Consider the following 17,814-nt stretch of genomic DNA (forward strand, 5'->3'; position numbering starts at 1 on the left):
TCTGTCAGGAATGAACTTCTTTCAAAAAATGTTCAGATGAGAAAAATCAAAACATTTGAAAACTATGATTTTTGGTTATGTGACGGAACAGATCCTGAAGGAAATGTATTTCAGTTAAAAAGTAAAAAAATAAAATCCCCATTTTAAAATGAAACAAGTAGTATTAGATTTAGCCATCACTTTAGATGGGTTTATTGAAGGACCCAACGGAGAAACCGACTGGTGTATTATGGATGATGACATGGATTTTGACGGTTTTCTCTCAAGTATTGACACTATTTTTTATGGAAGGATAAGCTATGATGCCTGGGGAAATTATCACCCGGAAGAAAATGCTACTCCGGAAGAGCAAAAACTTTGGGAAGCTGTTCACTCAAAAAATAAATTTGTGTTTTCAAGCCAACACAGAGAAGATAAAAATGCAACCTTTATCAATGCTGACATTAAAGAAAAGGTTTCAGAAATTAAAAAACAAGGTGGAAAAAATATCTGGTTATATGGAGGGGCAAGTCTCATTACAACTTTTATTCAGGACAACCTGATTGATGTTTACAGAATTTCTGTCCATCCAATTGCTTTAGGTAGTGGAAAGCCTCTGTTTAAGGATTTAAAAGAGCGACTCAACTTAAAATTAATAAAAACCAATGTTTTCAAATCTGGAGTGGTACAGCTTATTTATACTCCTCACTCATGAAAAAAATAATTATTATTAGCTGTATAATTCTGGCTGCCGTTTTCTTTAATTATCCTGTTTTTGACAGCGAAGGAATATCTTATATCATTATTCTTTGCTGTTTCGTTGTGATTACTTTTTCTACAGCAAAGATTTATAATCCTGATAAGGAAGACTATCAATCTGTTGAAAAAGAAATGGATTGCTTACTTCAATATGGTGGAACTTTTAATCAAGATGATTCTATGAAAATTAACCTTGGAAATTGTGATAAAAAATGCCAAGAAATTTACTACCCACAGCCTTATTTTAAAATTAAAAGTGGTTTTGTATACCCTAAAAAAGCTTTTGAAATTAATGATATATTAGCCTATCGGTTAATAACTTCTACTTGGAAATCTATAGAGTAAAAGAGGTTAAAAAATAATTTATTAATGATCGATTAATTAACTTAGATTATCATCTTGTAACTGATCTATTTATGAAAAACAACCCAATCATATTGAAGATTTTTATTATTATTCTTTTGCTTGTGAATCGAGATTTCAATGCACAAAATTTATCTACTGAGATGTTTACCAATCAAAACAGTATTGACTCTCATTTTGTTGCTGATCAAAAGATTAAAAAATTATTTCCTAAAAATGAAAAAAAATTGATTCAGCTCATTATTAAAACAGACAATGATTCCATTCATTCTATTTATATAAAAAACAACCAAAATAAAAACATACAACTAATTCCTCAAGACAATAGTTTATACCTTATCCAGGAAGCTTTAACCAAAGATAAACAATGGCAACCCATCGAATTTTGGGGATATTCTACCTGTGGTAATAGCTATGATAAAACAATGTTATTTTTTCCTCAACAAATAATAAGGCTGTCTTCTCGGAGATATTCCGGAGAGTTTCAAACTCGGATTCGTTTTAAACTTTTACTAGATAAACAGGTTTACTATTCTAATTCTGTACGGTCTGCAATTAGTCCTGAAAAATTTAAAAAATCAAAATGGTTTAACGAAATAAAGGAAATGTATGGAAAATATAATACTCAGGATATAGAAAACAAATTGTTTCTAAATACTTCTCTGTGAATAATAGACTGTAGTTTTTTTTCGTTGAAAATAACAGCTAAAAGAATAAGAGCAGAAATCCAAATTCACAGCGATATTCAAAACTATAAAAGCCTTTTCCTTTTTTAACAGATAGTATTTTTCATATTATCTTTTTTATTAATTTGGGAGTATTTTAATTGTATATATGATTGAAAATCATGGATGTACTTTGATAGGCACTTTGGCCCATAAAATTGAATATAAACCAATCAAAATATAAACTATTATGAGCTTAAAAACATTAGTCACCAAAAGCGTTCAGTACAACACCTGGGTATTCAACAAATATCTTGACTGGTTATCCACAAAATCCGATGAACAGCTTAACCAGGAAACCATTTCAAGTTTTCCGACCATCCTGAAAACATTACACCATATCTGGCAGACCCAGGAATACTGGTGGAGTTATATTTCTGAAAGCAATGACTTTGATTTTACACAGACGGCAGCTACAGATAGTAAAGAAGAGGTTTTTAACGCCTTAAGAAACAACTCACAAAAGCTTGTGGATTATGTAGAAAACTTATCTGAAGAGGATCTGGAAAAAAATATAAAAGTTGAATCCCAATGGTTCCAATGTGATTTTACAAAATATGAATATATTCAACATATTATTATCCATGGAACTTTTCACCGTGGGCAGATTGTAACAATGGGAAGAAATATAGGAATAACGGACGCCCCAATGACAGATTTTAATTTCTGGAATATTTATAAAGATCAAAAATAATTTCTCTACAGCCTCCAAACCATCACAACAAACCTATGAGGTTTCAGCTCCAACTACGATACCGGCAAAATATATTTATCTTACACTAAGCTTTTCCGCAAGATTAAAATCGTATTTTTCTAAACACATCAATTGCTGTGAATAAAATGTGGATAACTTTTTCATCACCTAAAATCCAGCCTACAAAAAATGTTCTAAAATCCAGGCAGTGAGATCCTTTATTGACGGATATGTTTTAAACATTGTGGATAACTTATCCACAATCGCTTCATGGATTCTATTAAAAATAAGATCCCTTCAATACCATTACACATATAAAATATTTTTATTCATAATTATTTATTGTTGTTTTTTGTAAATTGCAATAACAAAAAAATCACCAAATAAAGAAATATAATAATAAAATAAAATTTATACTGCAAAAAAGTTCAAAAACCTAATATCAGTTTTTCGTACTTACGGATTTCTTATCAAAATTGTAAAACTGAATGATAATAACTTCGTTCACATCCCCTTATCAAACACAAAAAGATTCTATAAACAAATGAAAATAAATTTAATAACCCAACACTTTTATTCCCATGAAAACAACCGACATTCAAGAAAACATTATCCCCTACATAGGGGAGACAGCTCCTTACATTTCTATTCCTGAAAACATCATTGTTAATAACCATAGAATAGAAACAGAAATAACAGACTGCAATTTCAAAAATGAAAATTTTTCCAATTTATTAAAAATACTGGCATCTTTGGGAAGCTGCAGTCTATACCAACTTTTAAATAACACTTCAAAAGAAAAAATCTATTTTTTGGGCGAAAAACTGAGAATCAGAAAATTATCTTATAAGACCGCCCTTGATACGGTATCAGTTGTCTGTGAGAGCTTCCTTGAATCCAATAGAAAAGGTAAATCTCACTTAAATGTAAAAGACACCCATTCAGGAGAAATCGTATACTCTTTCGAATTGGACTATTATATCATAGCAGAGGATACATTCAAACTTTTTTATAAAGATTATTTCAATAACACTCCTGTAGAATATCATGATGAGAAGCTTCCGGAATGCCAGATCATCCGCACAGAAGACAACCATCAGTTCACGATCTCAATAATGCCTTTTACTCCCAATCAATGTAAGGGCCATTTTGAAAATTATCCTATTGTACCCTTTGTATTTGTTGCGAACTGCGTATTAAAAGAGATATTCAATTTCCTGGAAAATAAAGACTCCTACGAGATAGACAGTTTGGAAGGCTACGCTTCTAAGGCTATGCCAACAGGAAAAGGATTTATGATCGAAGTTTTCCATCAAAAGTTTTTAAAAGATCTTATTTATTTCAAATGCGAAATAAAGGATACCTCAGGAAATTCATACGCCGTCATTATTATCAATATAAAATCAAAGAATAAAAATTAAATCCAAAAAAAAATAAACACTGCATTAATGTGGTGTTTATTTTTTGGCAGTACCTATAACAAGATATTAATGACCCTTAAGCAGATTTGAATCGGGTTAAAAAAAATAACAGACAGGAATTTTTGTACCTTACTACAGAAAACCAATCCAGTTAGTAATGAAAAATCATCTCTTTATTTTGTTCATTCTTTTTTATATTCCGTGTTTGTCACAGGATAAAATAACATTATCCCACGCTTCCCAACATGAAAATTTTATTGAGATCGGTATAGAAATAGATAAACCAACCGGTAAATTTGACCTCATAGATCTGGATACTATGATGGTTACAGACCATAAAAAGAACATACTGAAAGAAAGTAAAGAATATCCTTTAAATTATAATTACAACAATGGAACAAATAAAATAAAACATTATTACATTCCTGATAAAAAGTTCAAAGCAATAGACATATCCGGAATCCTTAATTATTTTACGCCATCAGAAGCAAACAACTCATACTTTAATTTAGGTCCTCTTAAAAATATAGTCCGAAATACGAATCTGATTGATAAAAAAATAACAGAAAAAAGTCCATCCCTTTATTTTAGCATCCTGGATTCCACAGCCATCAACAAGGTTTTTCCTGATTTCCAATATAGATTGGATGATGATAAAGATTATGCAAAAATAGATTTCGAAAGCTTTGATATTATGTATGCGTACAGGTATAACAATAAGCAAAAACTCATATATTTCATCAACGACGATATGGACCCCGGATACAATACCTTAACCTTACATGATAAAAAAACAGACATTATTTATAAATTGGTTAAACTAAAGCGTGACATGTCTTCTTCTGAGAAAGATCAAACCAATGTGGAGCTTATGATAGAAAATGAACAGTCCATCAGGAGAATCCCTTTTGAATTGAAAAATATAATAGTGAAGGTAAATAAAAATTAAATAAACGATGAATATGATAAAGTCTTCAGTATTGCTATTCTGCAGCTATTTTCTATTGTACTCTTGTTCCGGTCCGGCACCTGCGTCAAAAATCACAGCTATTTCTGAGGTAAAGGCGGAAATTGAAATTTATCAAAGCTTAACAAATAAAAATGATAATATCGTTACTGTAATTTTATATGATAAAAAAAACAAAGAGATAGGCAACAAGTCTATCAACATTTGGGTGAATCAAAAGGCAACAGATTACCAAATCATGCAAAACTTATATTATACCAAAAAACACTATTACCGAATTGAACATGTACAGCCTGAAAACGGGCAGTATGATCTTCAGATACAATTGGCCAATGGCAAGAAGTTCTTTCTCGGAAATGCTTCCACACTTACCACGAGTAGTCCCAACAATATTATCTATAACAAGGAAGCTTCCCTGAACCAGGACTTTTCTATACAGTGGTCCAATCTGTATGATGTAAATAGACTCTGCATTTCAAAAAGTGTTGAAATAGAAAACAAGGAGAATACTAACATTCATTCTTTTATAGAAGGGCCTACAGACACTATAAAGATTAATGCTGATGGAGATTATCAGATAGCATGGGAAAAATTATTATTTAACCCTAAAGAAAAACTCAGTACTATGAGCTTTACATTTATAGCACAGAAAAAGGGTACACTTAATCCTCTGTTGCTAAAAGGAAGCAGTATAAAAATCTGGGGTGAACATCAAAAACGAACCTCTTTCAAATAAAAATATTTATATTTACTTACCATAAGATCATCTGTTGTTTTCTGATTCACCTTTACATCTCCTACAGATGATCAATCAGAATAGCAAATCATAAAATATACTTTTCAATGTACAATACTACGATCCAAAAAGAATGGTTCTCAGAAGGAGAACACTATGCTAAAGAAATTAATGAAATGGTTGAGTTTGGCGAAAAAAACGGCTGGGAAAACTGGAAAGGTGAGGAACCGGAGGATAAAAGAGCCCATTTAGCCCCGGAAGTATTTGAATTACTTACAATAGCCAATCAAAATGGTGAAACAGAGCTATTCAGAGCACAGTTTCCACCGGCCCACACTCCAATTATTCCATTAATGAAAGAAAAATCTCAAAGTATTGAGCAGTTACATTTCATTAGTGGTCAGAAAATTGTTTTCCTTACCGGTACCTCATATGAAAAAAGACAGGCTTATGTACTTGATCATGATAACATCACAATGCTGGATGAATCTATTCATGCCATTGGAAAATCTAAACAGGGAAATATTTTTGCCATAGCCACTCCCGGAAAAATATCTGTTTATAAAGATTGGAACGGAGAAATCATCAATGAGTTTACGCTCAGTGAAACCGAAGATTCCGGAATTACAGAGATGATACCCTTCAATGATGGAAGTAAAGTTCTTATCGTTTCTTCAAACGGAATCCATCTGATATCCAAAGAAGACAAAAAACTTATTCACCCAGTCAATGAAGACAATGATGAAGACTGGACTTCGCAAATTGACATGGAGAACGCAGCTTTATCTCATGACAATACTTATATTGCTGTGGGCGATCAGGGCTATGATCACAGAATATTAGATGCGGAAGGAAATACGTTAGGATCTATCGGGCCACAATCTTCCTATCCTCATTTTTGTCTCTTTGCAAAAGATGACAGCCAACTGATTACCAATTCCTGTCACTTCTATAATGGCATCACCATCGGAATCAATTCAGATCAGTATGTAGGAGCAGATATCGAGGCATACACAGAAAGTGATGATTTCACTTTCATTGATGAAGAGATGAGAATCTATGCAGGAGTGGCTGTGAATGACCATTATATTCTTGGTGATGCCTATGGCTATATCAAAGCATTTGACAAAAACGGAAACCAGCTTTGGAGGTATTTCCTGGGATCAACAATTTCCGGAATGACCATTTCAGACAATGAGGAAACACTTTGGGTAGCTGCCCATTCCGGGATTTTACATAAGCTAAGACTTAATAAAGGTCAGAGAGACACCCATACCATAGGTAACGGAAAACATTATGAAGAATTCAGGTTACTGATCTGGAAAGATGAACCACAGATCTGGAAATGGTAAGTTTTAGATCCAGATCCTATGACATCTAAAGCTTTATTTAACATAAACTACAAACCATTACAACTACTTATATGGAAAAATACGCAGTCTCAGCAGACGGACAAAAAATTTATTATAAAGAATACGGAAGCGGAAAAATATCAGTCATCTTTGTACATGGCTGGTTGGGAAATGCCCAATGGTGGGAAAGCCAACAGATCTATTTTAAAGATCAATACCATATTGTACAGCTTGATTTAGCCGGCCATGGGAAATCTGATGCATCCAGACAGGATTGGACAAGCGAGCAATATGCTAATGATATTAAAGCTGTTGCAGATGAAATTCATTCCTCAGATATCATTCTTGTGGGCCACTCTATGTCCGGAGCCTACGTGCTTGAAGCAGCATTAAAAATTCCACAGGTGAAGGCTCTTGTTTTAATTGATACCCTAAAAGATCTTGATGAATCTTTTACAGAAGAACAGGTTGAGCAGTTTCTGTTTACCCATTACCGTAATGATTTTAAAAATGCTGTGGAAAATATTCTTCCTCAATATTTATTTACAGAAAAAACACCTGTTGAAGTAAAAGAAAGACTTTCCTATGAATTCCTTCAAAATGAAGCGGAAACAGCAGTTAATTTACTCAAACCATTATACAAAACAGATTTTAAAATAATTGCAGAACAGATTCAGATACCGGTGGTTGCCATTAACTCTGATGCCTCTCCCACCCATCTTGAAAACAACCGCAAATATCTGAAAGATTATGATTATGTGACCATCTCAGAAGTTGGCCACTACCCTATGCTGGAAAAACCTGATGAGTTTAATGCTCTACTTGGTGAAGTAATTAAAAAATTGATCTAAACTACAGAACCCATGCAAAACACCCGGATATTTACCACATCTGTTGCGAGTGTTTATCCACACTACATTCAAAAAGCAGAAAAAAAAGGCCGTACAAAATCAGAAGTAGATGAAATTATCTGCTGGCTGACCGGCTATGACGAACAGACACTTCAGGAGCACCTGGATCAAAAAACTGATTTTAAAACATTTTTTGAAAAGGCTCCTCAGATACATCCTAATGTTTCTTTGATCAAAGGGGTCATTTGTGGATACCGGGTAGAGGAAATTGAAGATGAACTGATGAGAAATATCAGATATATGGACAAACTCATCGATGAATTGGCAAAAGGAAAGAAAATGGAGAAAATATTGAGACAATAATATGTTACGTAGATGATATTGGAAGAAATAACGGAAAAACTCATTCTTTTATCCGAAGCAAAACTTAGTGCTGAAGAATGGATACATTGGTTCGCGCAACATAAAGAAAATGTGGAAAAAACATGTGGCAGAAGGGCTTTCCTTAGCATGAAACCAAAGGATAGTTTCAGTGGCTCGAGAAATCTATATATTGGACAGCTGGCCGCTTTTGACTGGCTGCAGTCACAAAAAATAAGCCCTAATTTATCTGATCATTATAAAAAAGGCTGGGAAAAAGAATTCAATGACTTTTGTAGAGCAGAAAAAGAAAGAGAACGCCAGTTTCAAAAAACGGTGGAAAATCAGTTTGGATATTTAAAAGACATCTATCCAAGATTCCTTAAACAACTTACAAAATCCTACAGTACTTCAGACCATATTGAAAAAGGAGCATCCCAGGAGCGCATTCAAAACAAAGAAAGAGAGCTTTCAATACAGTTCCCGGAGGACCTGATTTTATTTTATCAGAATATATCAAGGCTGGAACTTGAGGGGCTAACCATTGATTTTGAAGAGCTCGAAACTGAAATTATTCAAAGCAAAACCTATCTGGTCTTAGGAGAATTTTGGATCTATGGAGATGGAGATCCGTTGTTATATCATTGGGAAAGTCAGAAAATTTATATTCTCGCTCATGAGCATCAGCCTCCCAAGCCGATCAAAATAGCAAATTCTGTATCTGATCTCGTTGAAAAAAAATTAGTTTCTTATCTAAAAGAATATGAAAATTAAGAAAAGAGAACTTCAGAAATCAATAAGGAGCATCCTCACAGATGCTCCTTATTGATTGATAAAAAGTATCGGAAATTTCTTCTCCAATTCAAAAAACTTCCCGAAATTAGCGGTCTGTGCGTTAAATACTATTCAATGAAATAAAAATTTAAATTAAAACATACAGCAAAACTTAGTATAAGTTTTCTTCGGGGCAGGGTGTAATTCCCTACCGGCGGTTACAGTCCGCGACTCCTTTCTTTTGAAGGGACTGATTTGGTGAAATTCCAAAACCGACAGTTAGAGTCTGGATGGGAGAAGAAAATGAGATGATCAGTAAGATTCCTTATGGGCTCTTATTGTGTCGTATTTCATTTCCATGTACCGAAGACTATTTTAACTTTTAAAAGTAAAATAACATGGAAAAATTATTAGAACAATTCGGAGCTACCTCCAAAGAACGTGTAGAAAAAGCACTTCAAACACTACAACAGGGAAAAGGTATTCTTTTAGTAGATGATGAAAACCGTGAAAATGAAGGCGATATCATCTATCCCGCGTCCACCATTACAGAAAAAGACATGGCACTTCTGATCCGCGAATGCAGCGGTATTGTCTGCCTGTGTATCTCTGAGGAAAAAAGTAAACACCTCAACTTACGTCCCATGGTGGAAAACAACAATTCAAAAAATCAAACGGCATTCACCATTACCATTGAAGCCAAAGATGGGGTTGAATCCGGTGTTTCAGCCAAAGACCGTGTCACCACTATCAGGACAGCTGTTGCTGCCAATGCTCAGGCTGACCATATTGCCAGCCCGGGACATGTATTTCCTTTAATCGCCAAAAAAGGCGGAGTATTTGAAAGACGGGGCCATACGGAAGGCAGTGTAGATCTTGTAAAAATGGCTAATCTTGGGGATGATGCGGTCCTTTGTGAACTAACCAATGAAGACGGCTCTATGGCAAGGCTTCCCGAAATTGTGGACTTCGCCACCAAAAAAGGGATGACCGTCGTAACCATTGAAGATATTTATGCTTACCGCAAAATGATCATCAGCAATTAAAATAAAGTATATTTAACGCACAGAAACAGCCGGCTGATTGTATCAGGCGGCTGTTTTTTATAGAGTCAATAGTATTTAAAAAGTAGCAGCCGGAGCTGTCTCATTATTAAGTTTTCTTTGAAGCTCAGTTTTCTTTCCTGTTGAGAAATCATAGCTCAGTCCCAAAACAAACATCGATTTGTTATTCATAATCTGTGTATGAACTCTGTAATCCACAAGGCTTTCCTGAAGACTTTTCGTTTTGTATTCCGAAGGCATTCCCATCCAGTACATTCCTGTAGAAAAGGTCCAGTTCTTATGTTTATAGCTTACAAAAATATTGTTCTGATTTTCATTGGTATTGAGGAAAGCTCCGCTCAGACTGTACACCGGAATATTGAACTGATATTGAAGTGAAAAAGCTTTATATTCAGAAGACAGCACAAAATAATTCCCTAAATAATTATTTTTAATCAAAGCTCCCGCACTTGTTTTTACCGTTTCAGAAGTAGGCATTATCACAGCTTTTATGACAAGCAGGCTGTTGCCAAAAGGCTTATAAGATCCTGTCAGCTGTACGCCGTACCTCTGGCCGTTTTTTCCATTCTCATAAGTCAGTGCATACCCACCTAATGCTGCATCATGAACATAATATTGGTTAATCACCCTATCCGTATACCGGTAAAATAAAGCAGCATTAAAATCAAAATGCTTATTATTAAAAGAATACGTTAATGTATTCGAAAAAACCTGCTGTGATTGTAAAAAAGGATTTCCCCTTTGTACAATATTCGGAGCCAGCTGTACCACATTGCTGCTCAACGCATTACTCCACGGACTTACGGGGCTGTAGCTCCCTGTAAAACGGAGGCTTTGATTGTTTTTCAGCTGATATCCTAAAATCACTTTGGGAGTAAAAGTCCATTCATCAAAAGTATTTTCAGCACTTTTATTGTGAATATTGGTAATTCCGGCGCCAAGGCGGTAAGTAAACTTTTCAATTTTCCCGGAAAACTCGGTATAAAAATACTGTTCAAGATAAGTAACACTATACTGAGAATAGCCGGCAAGATTATTAAGGTCATTGGAGATGGAAGATCTTGAAATACGATACCCTGATGAAAGCTTTCCTGCTGCAAAATCATGAGTATGGGCAAGTTCCCCTACAATACTTGTCTGCTTGGCTTTCAGTGTCATATCATTGTCATATACCGAAAGCCCGGAACCTATGATCCATTCTTTTGCCGTTTCCGAGGTATTGGTTGTATAATGAGATCCTACCACATTAATACTCAACTCATCCTTTTCCCCTATTTTCTTTGAATAATATAAATCCAGTTTAGGAATCACATAATCTGAGCCGTTATTTTTAAACATCGCATGTTTTTCATGAGCTTGATCTTCAGTAAAGATACTTTGCCCTACCCCTTTTGAAAACCTGCTGAAAATATCCATGTTTAGCTTTGCCTGAAAAGCATAATTGTCAGGAACCAGCCTGGTGTAACGCAATGCTACATTCTGAAAAGTATATCCAAAATGATCCGTTCTGTTTTCATCCGAACGGTAATGCTTTCCATTCAGCTGATAATCATAAATACTGTTTACTCTTCTGTCATCGTAATCCCTTAAATTCAGGGAATATTCAAGTCCGAAATTATTTTTCCCTTTGGTATAATTGGCATAGGCAGCACCATTCACAAATCCTGTATTAAAGGCTGAAGATACATCAGCTCCAAAAACATATCCCGTTTCCGTAGATCTTGTCAGAATATTAACAACAGTATCTGCTCTTGTTGCCCATCTTGCTGGTGGGATATCATAATACTCCACTTTTACCACCTCACTGGGGGCTACACTGCGGATCTGTAAATCCGTAGCTTCAATTCCATTGATAAGAAATAATACAGTACCTCCTTTTGTACTCGTAATTGTATTGGCTACAGGATCAAGCTGCAGCTCCGGGAGCGTACGCAGCAGATCTTTTGCATACCGTGCTCTTTCCAGGGCTTCTTTGTCAAAAGTATAGACTGCTTTATCTGCAAACTGTCTTTTACGTTGTGCCTTTACAATAACTTCCTGAATCTCTTCGGTCTTCGCTCCCTTAACAGTATCATTCACCTTCTCCTGCGAAAACATAAAAGCCCCACAAAGTACAAACACGGTATATATAGTTTTTTTCATATCAGAAATGCAATAATACAGATAAGACAGCACAAGTATTACATTTATTACATTTATCTTCTGTATCAGAACCAATAATTAACTAAATCATTGCAATCTGTTATCTTTTTTCTAATAATCGATATTATTATGTTAAATTCAGCCCGTTTTTTGCTGGTATTATCTTACACCACAAAATATAAGATCATGAAAAAAGCAGGTATACTTATCCTTGGTCTGGCGTTTTTAGAAGCCGCAGCTCAGGATCAAAACAGTTCGGCAGAAAAAATGAATATGATCAAAACGAATGTTACAGCTTATGCATTCAGAAATATTAACCTGTCCTATGAAAGAGCCATTAACCGGTGGTTCTCAGTAAACATTGGATTTGGAACCATGCCGGAAGGAAAAATTCCTTTTATCAATGCTTTTCTGAAAGATGTAGACGAAAAAAGATTTCAAAACCTTAGAGTAAAAGCTACCAACTTTACAATAGAACCCCGATTTTATGTTGGACAGGGATATGGAAAAGGATTTTATATTGCTCCCTATTACCGGTACTCTGATGTTTCCTCCAATACCTTTGATTTTTATTACGATTATCATGGTCCTGATGGAAATACATATCAGATTCCGCTTAAGGGCCAGGGGAAAACCAATGGAAACAGTGGCGGCCTCATGGTTGGAGTACAGTTTTTCCTTACGAAAAGTCAAAATCTGGTACTCGATTTTTGGATTGCAGGAGCTCACTATGGAAACGGAAAAGGTGACTTCTCCATGTCCAGCGACTTTCTATTGACTCCTGATATGCAGGCACAGCTAAAAAAAGAAATAGAAAAACTGGATATCCCGATCGTAGATTATACCGTGGAAACCAATGCCAATGGTGCTATGATAAAAGTAGACGGCCCATGGGCAGGTTTTAGAAGCGGACTTTCTTTAGGATACCGGTTTTAAAAAAACAACAAAAAGTATACAAACCGTTCTTTTTTTCAAGACCATTTAATTTTTCCTGAAAGTTGTATATTGCTCACATTATTACGGGATTTTTGGGAAAATAAAAAATATGAATACATCACAAATTACCACCGGCCAAAGGATCAAGGCCATTGTGGGCGGCTCCGTCGGAAATCTTGTAGAATGGTACGATTGGTATTCTTATGCAGCATTTGCCATCTATTTTTCGCATTCATTCTTTCCGGATTCCGATCTCAATGCACAGTTAATGAATACAGCAGGGATATTCGCTGTCGGTTTTCTTATGCGACCGATCGGAGGATGGCTGTTTGGAAGTATAGCCGATAAAATAGGAAGAAAAAAAGCAATGACACTTTCTGTATTGCTGATGTCTTTTGGGTCACTGCTTATTGCCCTTACCCCCACCTATAAATCCATAGGAATCCTGGCTCCTTTATTACTGCTTTTGGCAAGACTGCTCCAGGGATTAAGTGTGGGAGGTGAATATGGAGTTTCCGCTACCTACCTCAGCGAAATGGCAACTCAGGACAGAAGAGGGTTTTACTCAAGTTTCCAGTATGTAACATTAATCGGAGGACAGCTTATTGCCCTGGGAATCCAGCTTATCCTGCAAAAGTTATTGCTTACAGAAGCACAGCTGGAAAACTGGGGTTGGAGAATTCCCTTCGTGATTGGAGCTTTACTTTCCATTATTGCATTATACCTGAGGGCTAATCTCCATGAAACGGAAGCTTTTGAAAACAAAAAAGAGGTCAGTGACAAGAAAAAAGGCAGTGTGGGAGAGCTTTTGAAGCATCCTCAAGCGCTTCTTACCGTAGTAGGACTTACCTTGGGAGGAACCCTGGCTTTCTACACCTATACCACTTATATGCAGAAATTCTTGGTGAATACGGTTCACCTTACCAAAGAAGAATCTACCTTAGTCTCATTTATATCATTATTCATATTCGCCTGTCTACAGCCTGTATTTGGGGCCTTATCAGATAAAATTGGAAGACGTCCTCTTCTTTTGGGTTTTGGTATTTTAGGAACTTTATGTACGGTTCCTCTTCTTACAGCACTGAGTACCACCACTTCCATATGGGGAGCATTTTTTCTGATTATGGCAGCATTAATTATTGTAAGTGGTTATACTTCTATCAACGCTGTGGTAAAAGCTGAGCTTTTTCCTTCCGAAATCCGGGCTTTAGGAGTAGGTCTTCCGTATGCGCTTACAGTAGCTATTTTCGGAGGAACAGCAGAGTATATTGCTCTTTGGTTTAAAAAAATAGGGAGTGAAGAGTATTTTTATTGGTATATCACAGCATGTATTTTTTTCTCTCTCATCGTCTATGCGAGGATGAAGGATACTAAAAAAAATTCAACACTGGATAAAGATTAACAGAATCAACATAAAGAAACCGGCGCCTCAGAAAATCTGAGGCGCCGGTTATATTTTTAATGGTAAGCTTGTTTGAATTTTTCTATCATACTGTCCAGATTGTGTCGCTGGACATACACACTTTTCACCTCTTCATATCTTGGCGATTTGTAGAAAACTTCATGGAAATCCATACTTCCGTTTCCTACTTTTACTACTTTCTGAACTTCAATATTAAGTTTTTTCAGTTCGTCTCTAAAGACTTTAAATTCATCTTGGATACTACTACTCATTTATATGTTTTGGGTTTTAATTAAAAATTCCAGTTTTACGTGATACCCCTACGACATTCAAGGCATCGTCTTAAATATTTAATAAATTTAGTAATTTTTATCAATATAAACACCTTCATGTCATTATTTTTTTGTTTTATTCAACAAAAATGCAAAAGATATATTTATTTCTATAATTTAAAAAAGATCAAAAAAAATAATGGAATAAACATTTGTATTGAAAAAGATTCTCAATGAAGAGAAAATTACTTTATTTTAAAAATGAAGAGAATATAATTTTCTTTTGTTTTAGCCTTATATAGAGCTTTACAGCAAAAAATGTTTTTTAAAAAAAATAATTAAAAAATATTGTAACATTTTCAAAAGGTTCGTCTCTAAAAGACAAATAAACCTTAAAACCTTAGAGATCATGAAAAAGTTCACATTCCTTCTTATCATCATGTTATTTTTTGCAGCATTATGCAATATATTCGGTCAGGAAAAATCATATCCATTTGAAGTAAAGAAAACCGGAAAAGGAAAACAGTCTTTAATTTTCATTCCTGGTTTTGCCTCATCAGGAGACGTTTGGAATGAAACTACGGCAAAATTTGAAAAAAATTACACCTGCTATACTTTAACAATGGCAGGGTTTGCAGGGATAAAACCAGAAACTGATACCAGTTTTAAAAATTGGGAAAAAGCAATTGCAGCCTTTATAAAGGATACAAATATCGAAAAACCTATTATCATCGGGCATAGTATGGGAGGAGGCCTGGCTTTGGCTATTGCCGCAGATTATCCTGACCTTCCGGGTAAAATTATTATCGTAGATACGCTGCCTTGCCTGGCTGCACTATCCAATCCCAATTTTACAGCTAAAGAAAATAATGACTGCTCAGCAACCGTTAATAAATTAACCGCCATGACTGATGACCAATTCCGCCAAATGCAGACACAATCTATCCCCCGTCTTCTGGCGGATACTTCCATGCAGGAAACCGTAATAAACTGGAGTATGAAATCTGACAGAAAAACATTTGCCAGTATGTACTGTGATTTCTCCAATACAGATCTCAGAGAGAAGATAAAAAGTATACGGTGCCCCTCTCTTATTCTGCTGGAATCTTATTTCGTTAATTTTAAACCAGCTATTGAAGACCAGTATAAAAATCTAAAAAACACCAATATGCAATATGCTTCCAAGGGATTACACTTTATTATGTATGATGATAAAGAATGGTATTTTAATCAGCTGAACAACTTTTTGTCTGCAAAATAATGGTATTTGAAGAAATATATGAACTATACTGGCAGAAGATATTCCGTTTGTGTATGGGATATGTGAATGATACTGATTCTGCTCAGGATCTGGCTCAGGAAACCTTTATTATTGTATGGCAACAACTACCAAAATTCAGAAACGAATCCAGTGTAGGAACATGGATCTTTAGAATTGCCTCCAATAATTGCCTGCGTCAGATTGAGAAAGAAAAAAGATTTACCAAAACAGACCTTCCTATTAATCTCGAAGAGAAAAAGCAGGAATCGCTGGAGCCTCAAATACAATTGCTTTATCAGTTTATTTCAGAGCTTCCTGAAACAGACCGTATTATCATTTCTCTGGAACTGGAAGAAGTAAAACAGGCAGAAATAGCCCATATTGTTGGACTTTCAGAATCCAATATCAGGGTAAAAATCCACAGGATAAAAGAAAAATTAACGCAAAAGTTTAAAGAAAATGGATACTAATATAGATTTCAAGAATATATGGAAGCAACAAACTTCCAAAAAGCCTGATCTGGAAGATCTTCTTGGCAAACTGAAAAAGTTTAAGAATGAAAATCTCCGCAAAATCATCATCATGAATGTTTTATTGATTGCCACTTCCCTAGGTATTGCCTTCATCTGGTATCAATTTCAGCCTCAGCTTATGACTACAAAAGCAGGAATTATACTTGTTATTTTAGCAATGGTTATCTTCTTATTGGCTTATAACAAAATGTTTATGGTTTTTTATACCCTTGACCATACTCAGTCCAACAGCCAATATCTTCAGAGTCTGTATACAGTGAAAAATAAGCAGAAATTTATGCAGACTACCATGCTGAACCTATATTTCATGATGCTTTTCCTGGGAATCTGTCTTTATATGTATGAATATACTTTACAAATGACCTCTTCTTCTGCTGTATTCGCGTATATCCTTACGTTGGCATGGATAGGTTTCAACTGGTTTTATATCAGGCCTAAAACGATCAGAAAACAAGAGGCTAAACTTAATGGATTAATTAATAAATTTGAAGAAATTAATAATCAACTACAGGACTTATGAATTTTTCAGAAAATAAAATCTATTGGGAAAACGTATATGAAACAAAGAATCCTGAGCAGGTAAGCTGGACACAGGAAAAGCCACAAATCTCCCTTGATTTTATTAAGTCAGCAGGATTGGGAAAAGACGCCAAAATTATTGATATTGGTGGCGGAGACAGTAATCTTGTAGATTTTCTCCTTACAGAAGGATACACCAACATTACCGTGCTCGACATTTCTGCCAAAGCATTGGAAAAAGCAAAACACAGACTGGGAGATGCCGCTGATCAGGTGAAGTGGGTTGCTGCGGATATCACAGCATTTACACCTACGGAAACTTATGATATCTGGCATGACAGGGCTGCCTTTCACTTTCTGACAACACCTGAGCAGGTTTCAAAATATATAGATATTGCAGAAAAAAACATAACCGGATGCATGGTCCTTGGAACTTTTTCTAAAAATGGCCCTACCCGATGCAGCGGGCTGGATATCCGGCAGTATGATGAAGAATCTCTGGCTGAAACATTTAAATCCGGATTTGAAAAAATAAAATGCATCACTGAAGATCATATCACACCTTTTAATACCCTTCAGAATTTTGTTTTCTGCAGTTTTAAAAAGCTTTAAAAACACATTGTTCTATTTTTATGAGTAAGACCCGAGAAAATCAAAGATTTTCTCGGGTCTTACTCTATATTAGTTTTAAAAACAGCAATTAT

20 protein-coding genes and 1 riboswitch are annotated in these 17,814 nt (G+C 35.1%); of the genes, 18 read left to right on the plus strand and 2 right to left on the minus strand.

The window, feature by feature from the left end; translation table 11 throughout:
* Positions 1-148 precede the first annotated feature (148 nt).
* The 12 genes from MP477_RS07365 to ribB all read left to right on the plus strand — a co-directional run bounded on the left by MP477_RS07365 (position 149) and on the right by ribB (position 10,027).
* Positions 149-694 (plus strand): dihydrofolate reductase family protein, encoded by a 546-nt coding sequence (locus tag MP477_RS07365; RefSeq protein ID WP_257189808.1) that lies wholly within the window; start codon positions 149-151, stop codon positions 692-694.
* A complete protein-coding gene (locus MP477_RS07370) occupies positions 691-1,083 on the plus strand; it encodes a hypothetical protein (RefSeq protein ID WP_257189809.1) in 393 nt (130 codons plus the stop codon). The genes MP477_RS07365 and MP477_RS07370 overlap by 4 nt, the downstream gene beginning before the upstream one ends.
* Positions 1,084-1,154: 71 nt before the next feature.
* Positions 1,155-1,769, plus strand: coding sequence for a hypothetical protein (locus MP477_RS07375; protein WP_257189810.1), 615 nt, complete (start codon positions 1,155-1,157; stop codon positions 1,767-1,769).
* Positions 1,770-2,016: 247 nt separating this feature from the next.
* Entirely contained in the window at positions 2,017-2,520 is a 504-nt protein-coding gene (locus MP477_RS07380) for a DinB family protein (protein WP_257189811.1), read from the plus strand.
* 581 nt (positions 2,521-3,101) lie between these two features.
* Entirely contained in the window at positions 3,102-3,941 is an 840-nt protein-coding gene (locus tag MP477_RS07385) for a hypothetical protein (RefSeq protein ID WP_257189812.1), read from the plus strand.
* 157 nt (positions 3,942-4,098) lie between these two features.
* Positions 4,099-4,890, plus strand: coding sequence for a hypothetical protein (locus MP477_RS07390; protein ID WP_257189813.1), 792 nt, complete (start codon positions 4,099-4,101; stop codon positions 4,888-4,890).
* A gap of 13 nt (positions 4,891-4,903) precedes the next feature.
* Complete coding sequence (locus MP477_RS07395; protein ID WP_257189814.1) at positions 4,904-5,644, plus strand: hypothetical protein; 741 nt, start codon at positions 4,904-4,906, stop codon at positions 5,642-5,644.
* A 107-nt stretch (positions 5,645-5,751) separates the two neighbouring features.
* On the plus strand, positions 5,752-6,996 hold the full coding sequence (locus MP477_RS07400) for a hypothetical protein (RefSeq protein ID WP_257189815.1): 1,245 nt from the start codon (positions 5,752-5,754) through the stop codon (positions 6,994-6,996).
* Positions 6,997-7,067: 71 nt separating this feature from the next.
* The gene (locus tag MP477_RS07405; protein ID WP_257189816.1) at positions 7,068-7,847 is read left to right on the plus strand and encodes an alpha/beta fold hydrolase; all 780 of its coding nucleotides are present in this window, start codon (positions 7,068-7,070) and stop codon (positions 7,845-7,847) included.
* Between the two features lie 12 nt (positions 7,848-7,859).
* Positions 7,860-8,210, plus strand: a complete 351-nt coding sequence (locus MP477_RS07410) for a DUF2200 domain-containing protein (RefSeq protein ID WP_257189817.1) — start codon at positions 7,860-7,862, stop codon at positions 8,208-8,210.
* Positions 8,211-8,222: 12 nt separating this feature from the next.
* On the plus strand, positions 8,223-8,981 hold the full coding sequence (locus tag MP477_RS07415) for an SMI1/KNR4 family protein (RefSeq protein ID WP_257189818.1): 759 nt from the start codon (positions 8,223-8,225) through the stop codon (positions 8,979-8,981).
* Between the two features lie 180 nt (positions 8,982-9,161).
* Positions 9,162-9,287, plus strand: a riboswitch (FMN riboswitch).
* A gap of 92 nt (positions 9,288-9,379) precedes the next feature.
* Entirely contained in the window at positions 9,380-10,027 is a 648-nt protein-coding gene (gene ribB, locus MP477_RS07420; protein ID WP_257189819.1) for a 3,4-dihydroxy-2-butanone-4-phosphate synthase, read from the plus strand.
* Between the two features lie 75 nt (positions 10,028-10,102).
* Here ribB and MP477_RS07425 read toward each other — a convergent pair whose 3' ends face one another.
* Positions 10,103-12,187, minus strand: a complete 2,085-nt coding sequence (locus MP477_RS07425; protein ID WP_257189820.1) for a TonB-dependent receptor domain-containing protein — start codon at positions 12,185-12,187, stop codon at positions 10,103-10,105.
* A 186-nt stretch (positions 12,188-12,373) separates the two neighbouring features.
* Here MP477_RS07425 and MP477_RS07430 point away from each other — a divergent pair, with 186 nt between their 5' ends.
* Both MP477_RS07430 and MP477_RS07435 read left to right on the plus strand, forming a co-directional pair.
* Positions 12,374-13,123: a DUF3575 domain-containing protein gene (locus MP477_RS07430; RefSeq protein ID WP_257189821.1), complete on the plus strand. Its 750-nt coding sequence runs from the start codon at positions 12,374-12,376 to the stop codon at positions 13,121-13,123.
* A 109-nt stretch (positions 13,124-13,232) separates the two neighbouring features.
* Positions 13,233-14,525, plus strand: a complete 1,293-nt coding sequence (locus MP477_RS07435; protein ID WP_257189822.1) for an MFS transporter — start codon at positions 13,233-13,235, stop codon at positions 14,523-14,525.
* A gap of 56 nt (positions 14,526-14,581) precedes the next feature.
* Here the strand turns inward: MP477_RS07435 and MP477_RS07440 are convergent, their stop codons facing one another.
* Positions 14,582-14,797, minus strand: coding sequence for a hypothetical protein (locus MP477_RS07440; protein ID WP_209801178.1), 216 nt, complete (start codon positions 14,795-14,797; stop codon positions 14,582-14,584).
* Positions 14,798-15,206: 409 nt separating this feature from the next.
* Between MP477_RS07440 and MP477_RS07445 the strand changes: the two genes are divergently transcribed.
* From MP477_RS07445 to MP477_RS07460, 4 genes are read left to right on the plus strand one after another with little or no spacing between them, the layout of a single operon-like run.
* Positions 15,207-16,058, plus strand: coding sequence for an alpha/beta fold hydrolase (locus MP477_RS07445; protein WP_257189823.1), 852 nt, complete (start codon positions 15,207-15,209; stop codon positions 16,056-16,058).
* The gene (locus MP477_RS07450; protein ID WP_257189825.1) at positions 16,058-16,528 is read left to right on the plus strand and encodes an RNA polymerase sigma factor; all 471 of its coding nucleotides are present in this window, start codon (positions 16,058-16,060) and stop codon (positions 16,526-16,528) included. The genes MP477_RS07445 and MP477_RS07450 overlap by 1 nt, the downstream gene beginning before the upstream one ends.
* The gene (locus MP477_RS07455; RefSeq protein WP_257189826.1) at positions 16,518-17,111 is read left to right on the plus strand and encodes a hypothetical protein; all 594 of its coding nucleotides are present in this window, start codon (positions 16,518-16,520) and stop codon (positions 17,109-17,111) included. Before MP477_RS07450 ends, MP477_RS07455 begins: the two co-directional genes overlap by 11 nt.
* On the plus strand, positions 17,108-17,722 hold the full coding sequence (locus MP477_RS07460; RefSeq protein WP_230038238.1) for a trans-aconitate 2-methyltransferase: 615 nt from the start codon (positions 17,108-17,110) through the stop codon (positions 17,720-17,722). Before MP477_RS07455 ends, MP477_RS07460 begins: the two co-directional genes overlap by 4 nt.
* Positions 17,723-17,814 lie beyond the last annotated feature (92 nt).

It is taken from the genome of Chryseobacterium sp. WG23, assembly GCF_024586575.1.
In the GTDB taxonomy this organism is placed as follows: Bacteria; Bacteroidota; Bacteroidia; order Flavobacteriales; family Weeksellaceae; genus Chryseobacterium.

Bases quoted from the DNA above. Each gene is read 5' to 3' on its own strand.
- MP477_RS07400 (WP_257189815.1), top strand. From the start codon at position 5,752: ATGTACAATACTACGATCCAAAAAGAATGGTTCTCAGAAGGAGAACAC.
- MP477_RS07395 (WP_257189814.1), top strand. From the start codon at position 4,904: ATGATAAAGTCTTCAGTATTGCTATTCTGCAGCTATTTTCTATTGTAC.
- MP477_RS07370 (WP_257189809.1), top strand. From the start codon at position 691: ATGAAAAAAATAATTATTATTAGCTGTATAATTCTGGCTGCCGTTTTC.
- MP477_RS07455 (WP_257189826.1), top strand. From the start codon at position 16,518: ATGGATACTAATATAGATTTCAAGAATATATGGAAGCAACAAACTTCC.
- MP477_RS07410 (WP_257189817.1), top strand. From the start codon at position 7,860: ATGCAAAACACCCGGATATTTACCACATCTGTTGCGAGTGTTTATCCA.
- MP477_RS07425 (WP_257189820.1), bottom strand. From the start codon at position 12,187: ATGAAAAAAACTATATATACCGTGTTTGTACTTTGTGGGGCTTTTATG.
- MP477_RS07430 (WP_257189821.1), top strand. From the start codon at position 12,374: ATGAAAAAAGCAGGTATACTTATCCTTGGTCTGGCGTTTTTAGAAGCC.
- MP477_RS07385 (WP_257189812.1), top strand. From the start codon at position 3,102: ATGAAAACAACCGACATTCAAGAAAACATTATCCCCTACATAGGGGAG.
- MP477_RS07375 (WP_257189810.1), top strand. From the start codon at position 1,155: ATGAAAAACAACCCAATCATATTGAAGATTTTTATTATTATTCTTTTG.
- MP477_RS07415 (WP_257189818.1), top strand. From the start codon at position 8,223: ATGATATTGGAAGAAATAACGGAAAAACTCATTCTTTTATCCGAAGCA.
- MP477_RS07460 (WP_230038238.1), top strand. From the start codon at position 17,108: ATGAATTTTTCAGAAAATAAAATCTATTGGGAAAACGTATATGAAACA.
- MP477_RS07450 (WP_257189825.1), top strand. From the start codon at position 16,058: ATGGTATTTGAAGAAATATATGAACTATACTGGCAGAAGATATTCCGT.
- MP477_RS07435 (WP_257189822.1), top strand. From the start codon at position 13,233: ATGAATACATCACAAATTACCACCGGCCAAAGGATCAAGGCCATTGTG.
- MP477_RS07365 (WP_257189808.1), top strand. From the start codon at position 149: ATGAAACAAGTAGTATTAGATTTAGCCATCACTTTAGATGGGTTTATT.
- MP477_RS07440 (WP_209801178.1), bottom strand. From the start codon at position 14,797: ATGAGTAGTAGTATCCAAGATGAATTTAAAGTCTTTAGAGACGAACTG.
- MP477_RS07380 (WP_257189811.1), top strand. From the start codon at position 2,017: ATGAGCTTAAAAACATTAGTCACCAAAAGCGTTCAGTACAACACCTGG.
- ribB (WP_257189819.1), top strand. From the start codon at position 9,380: ATGGAAAAATTATTAGAACAATTCGGAGCTACCTCCAAAGAACGTGTA.
- MP477_RS07445 (WP_257189823.1), top strand. From the start codon at position 15,207: ATGAAAAAGTTCACATTCCTTCTTATCATCATGTTATTTTTTGCAGCA.
- MP477_RS07390 (WP_257189813.1), top strand. From the start codon at position 4,099: ATGAAAAATCATCTCTTTATTTTGTTCATTCTTTTTTATATTCCGTGT.
- MP477_RS07405 (WP_257189816.1), top strand. From the start codon at position 7,068: ATGGAAAAATACGCAGTCTCAGCAGACGGACAAAAAATTTATTATAAA.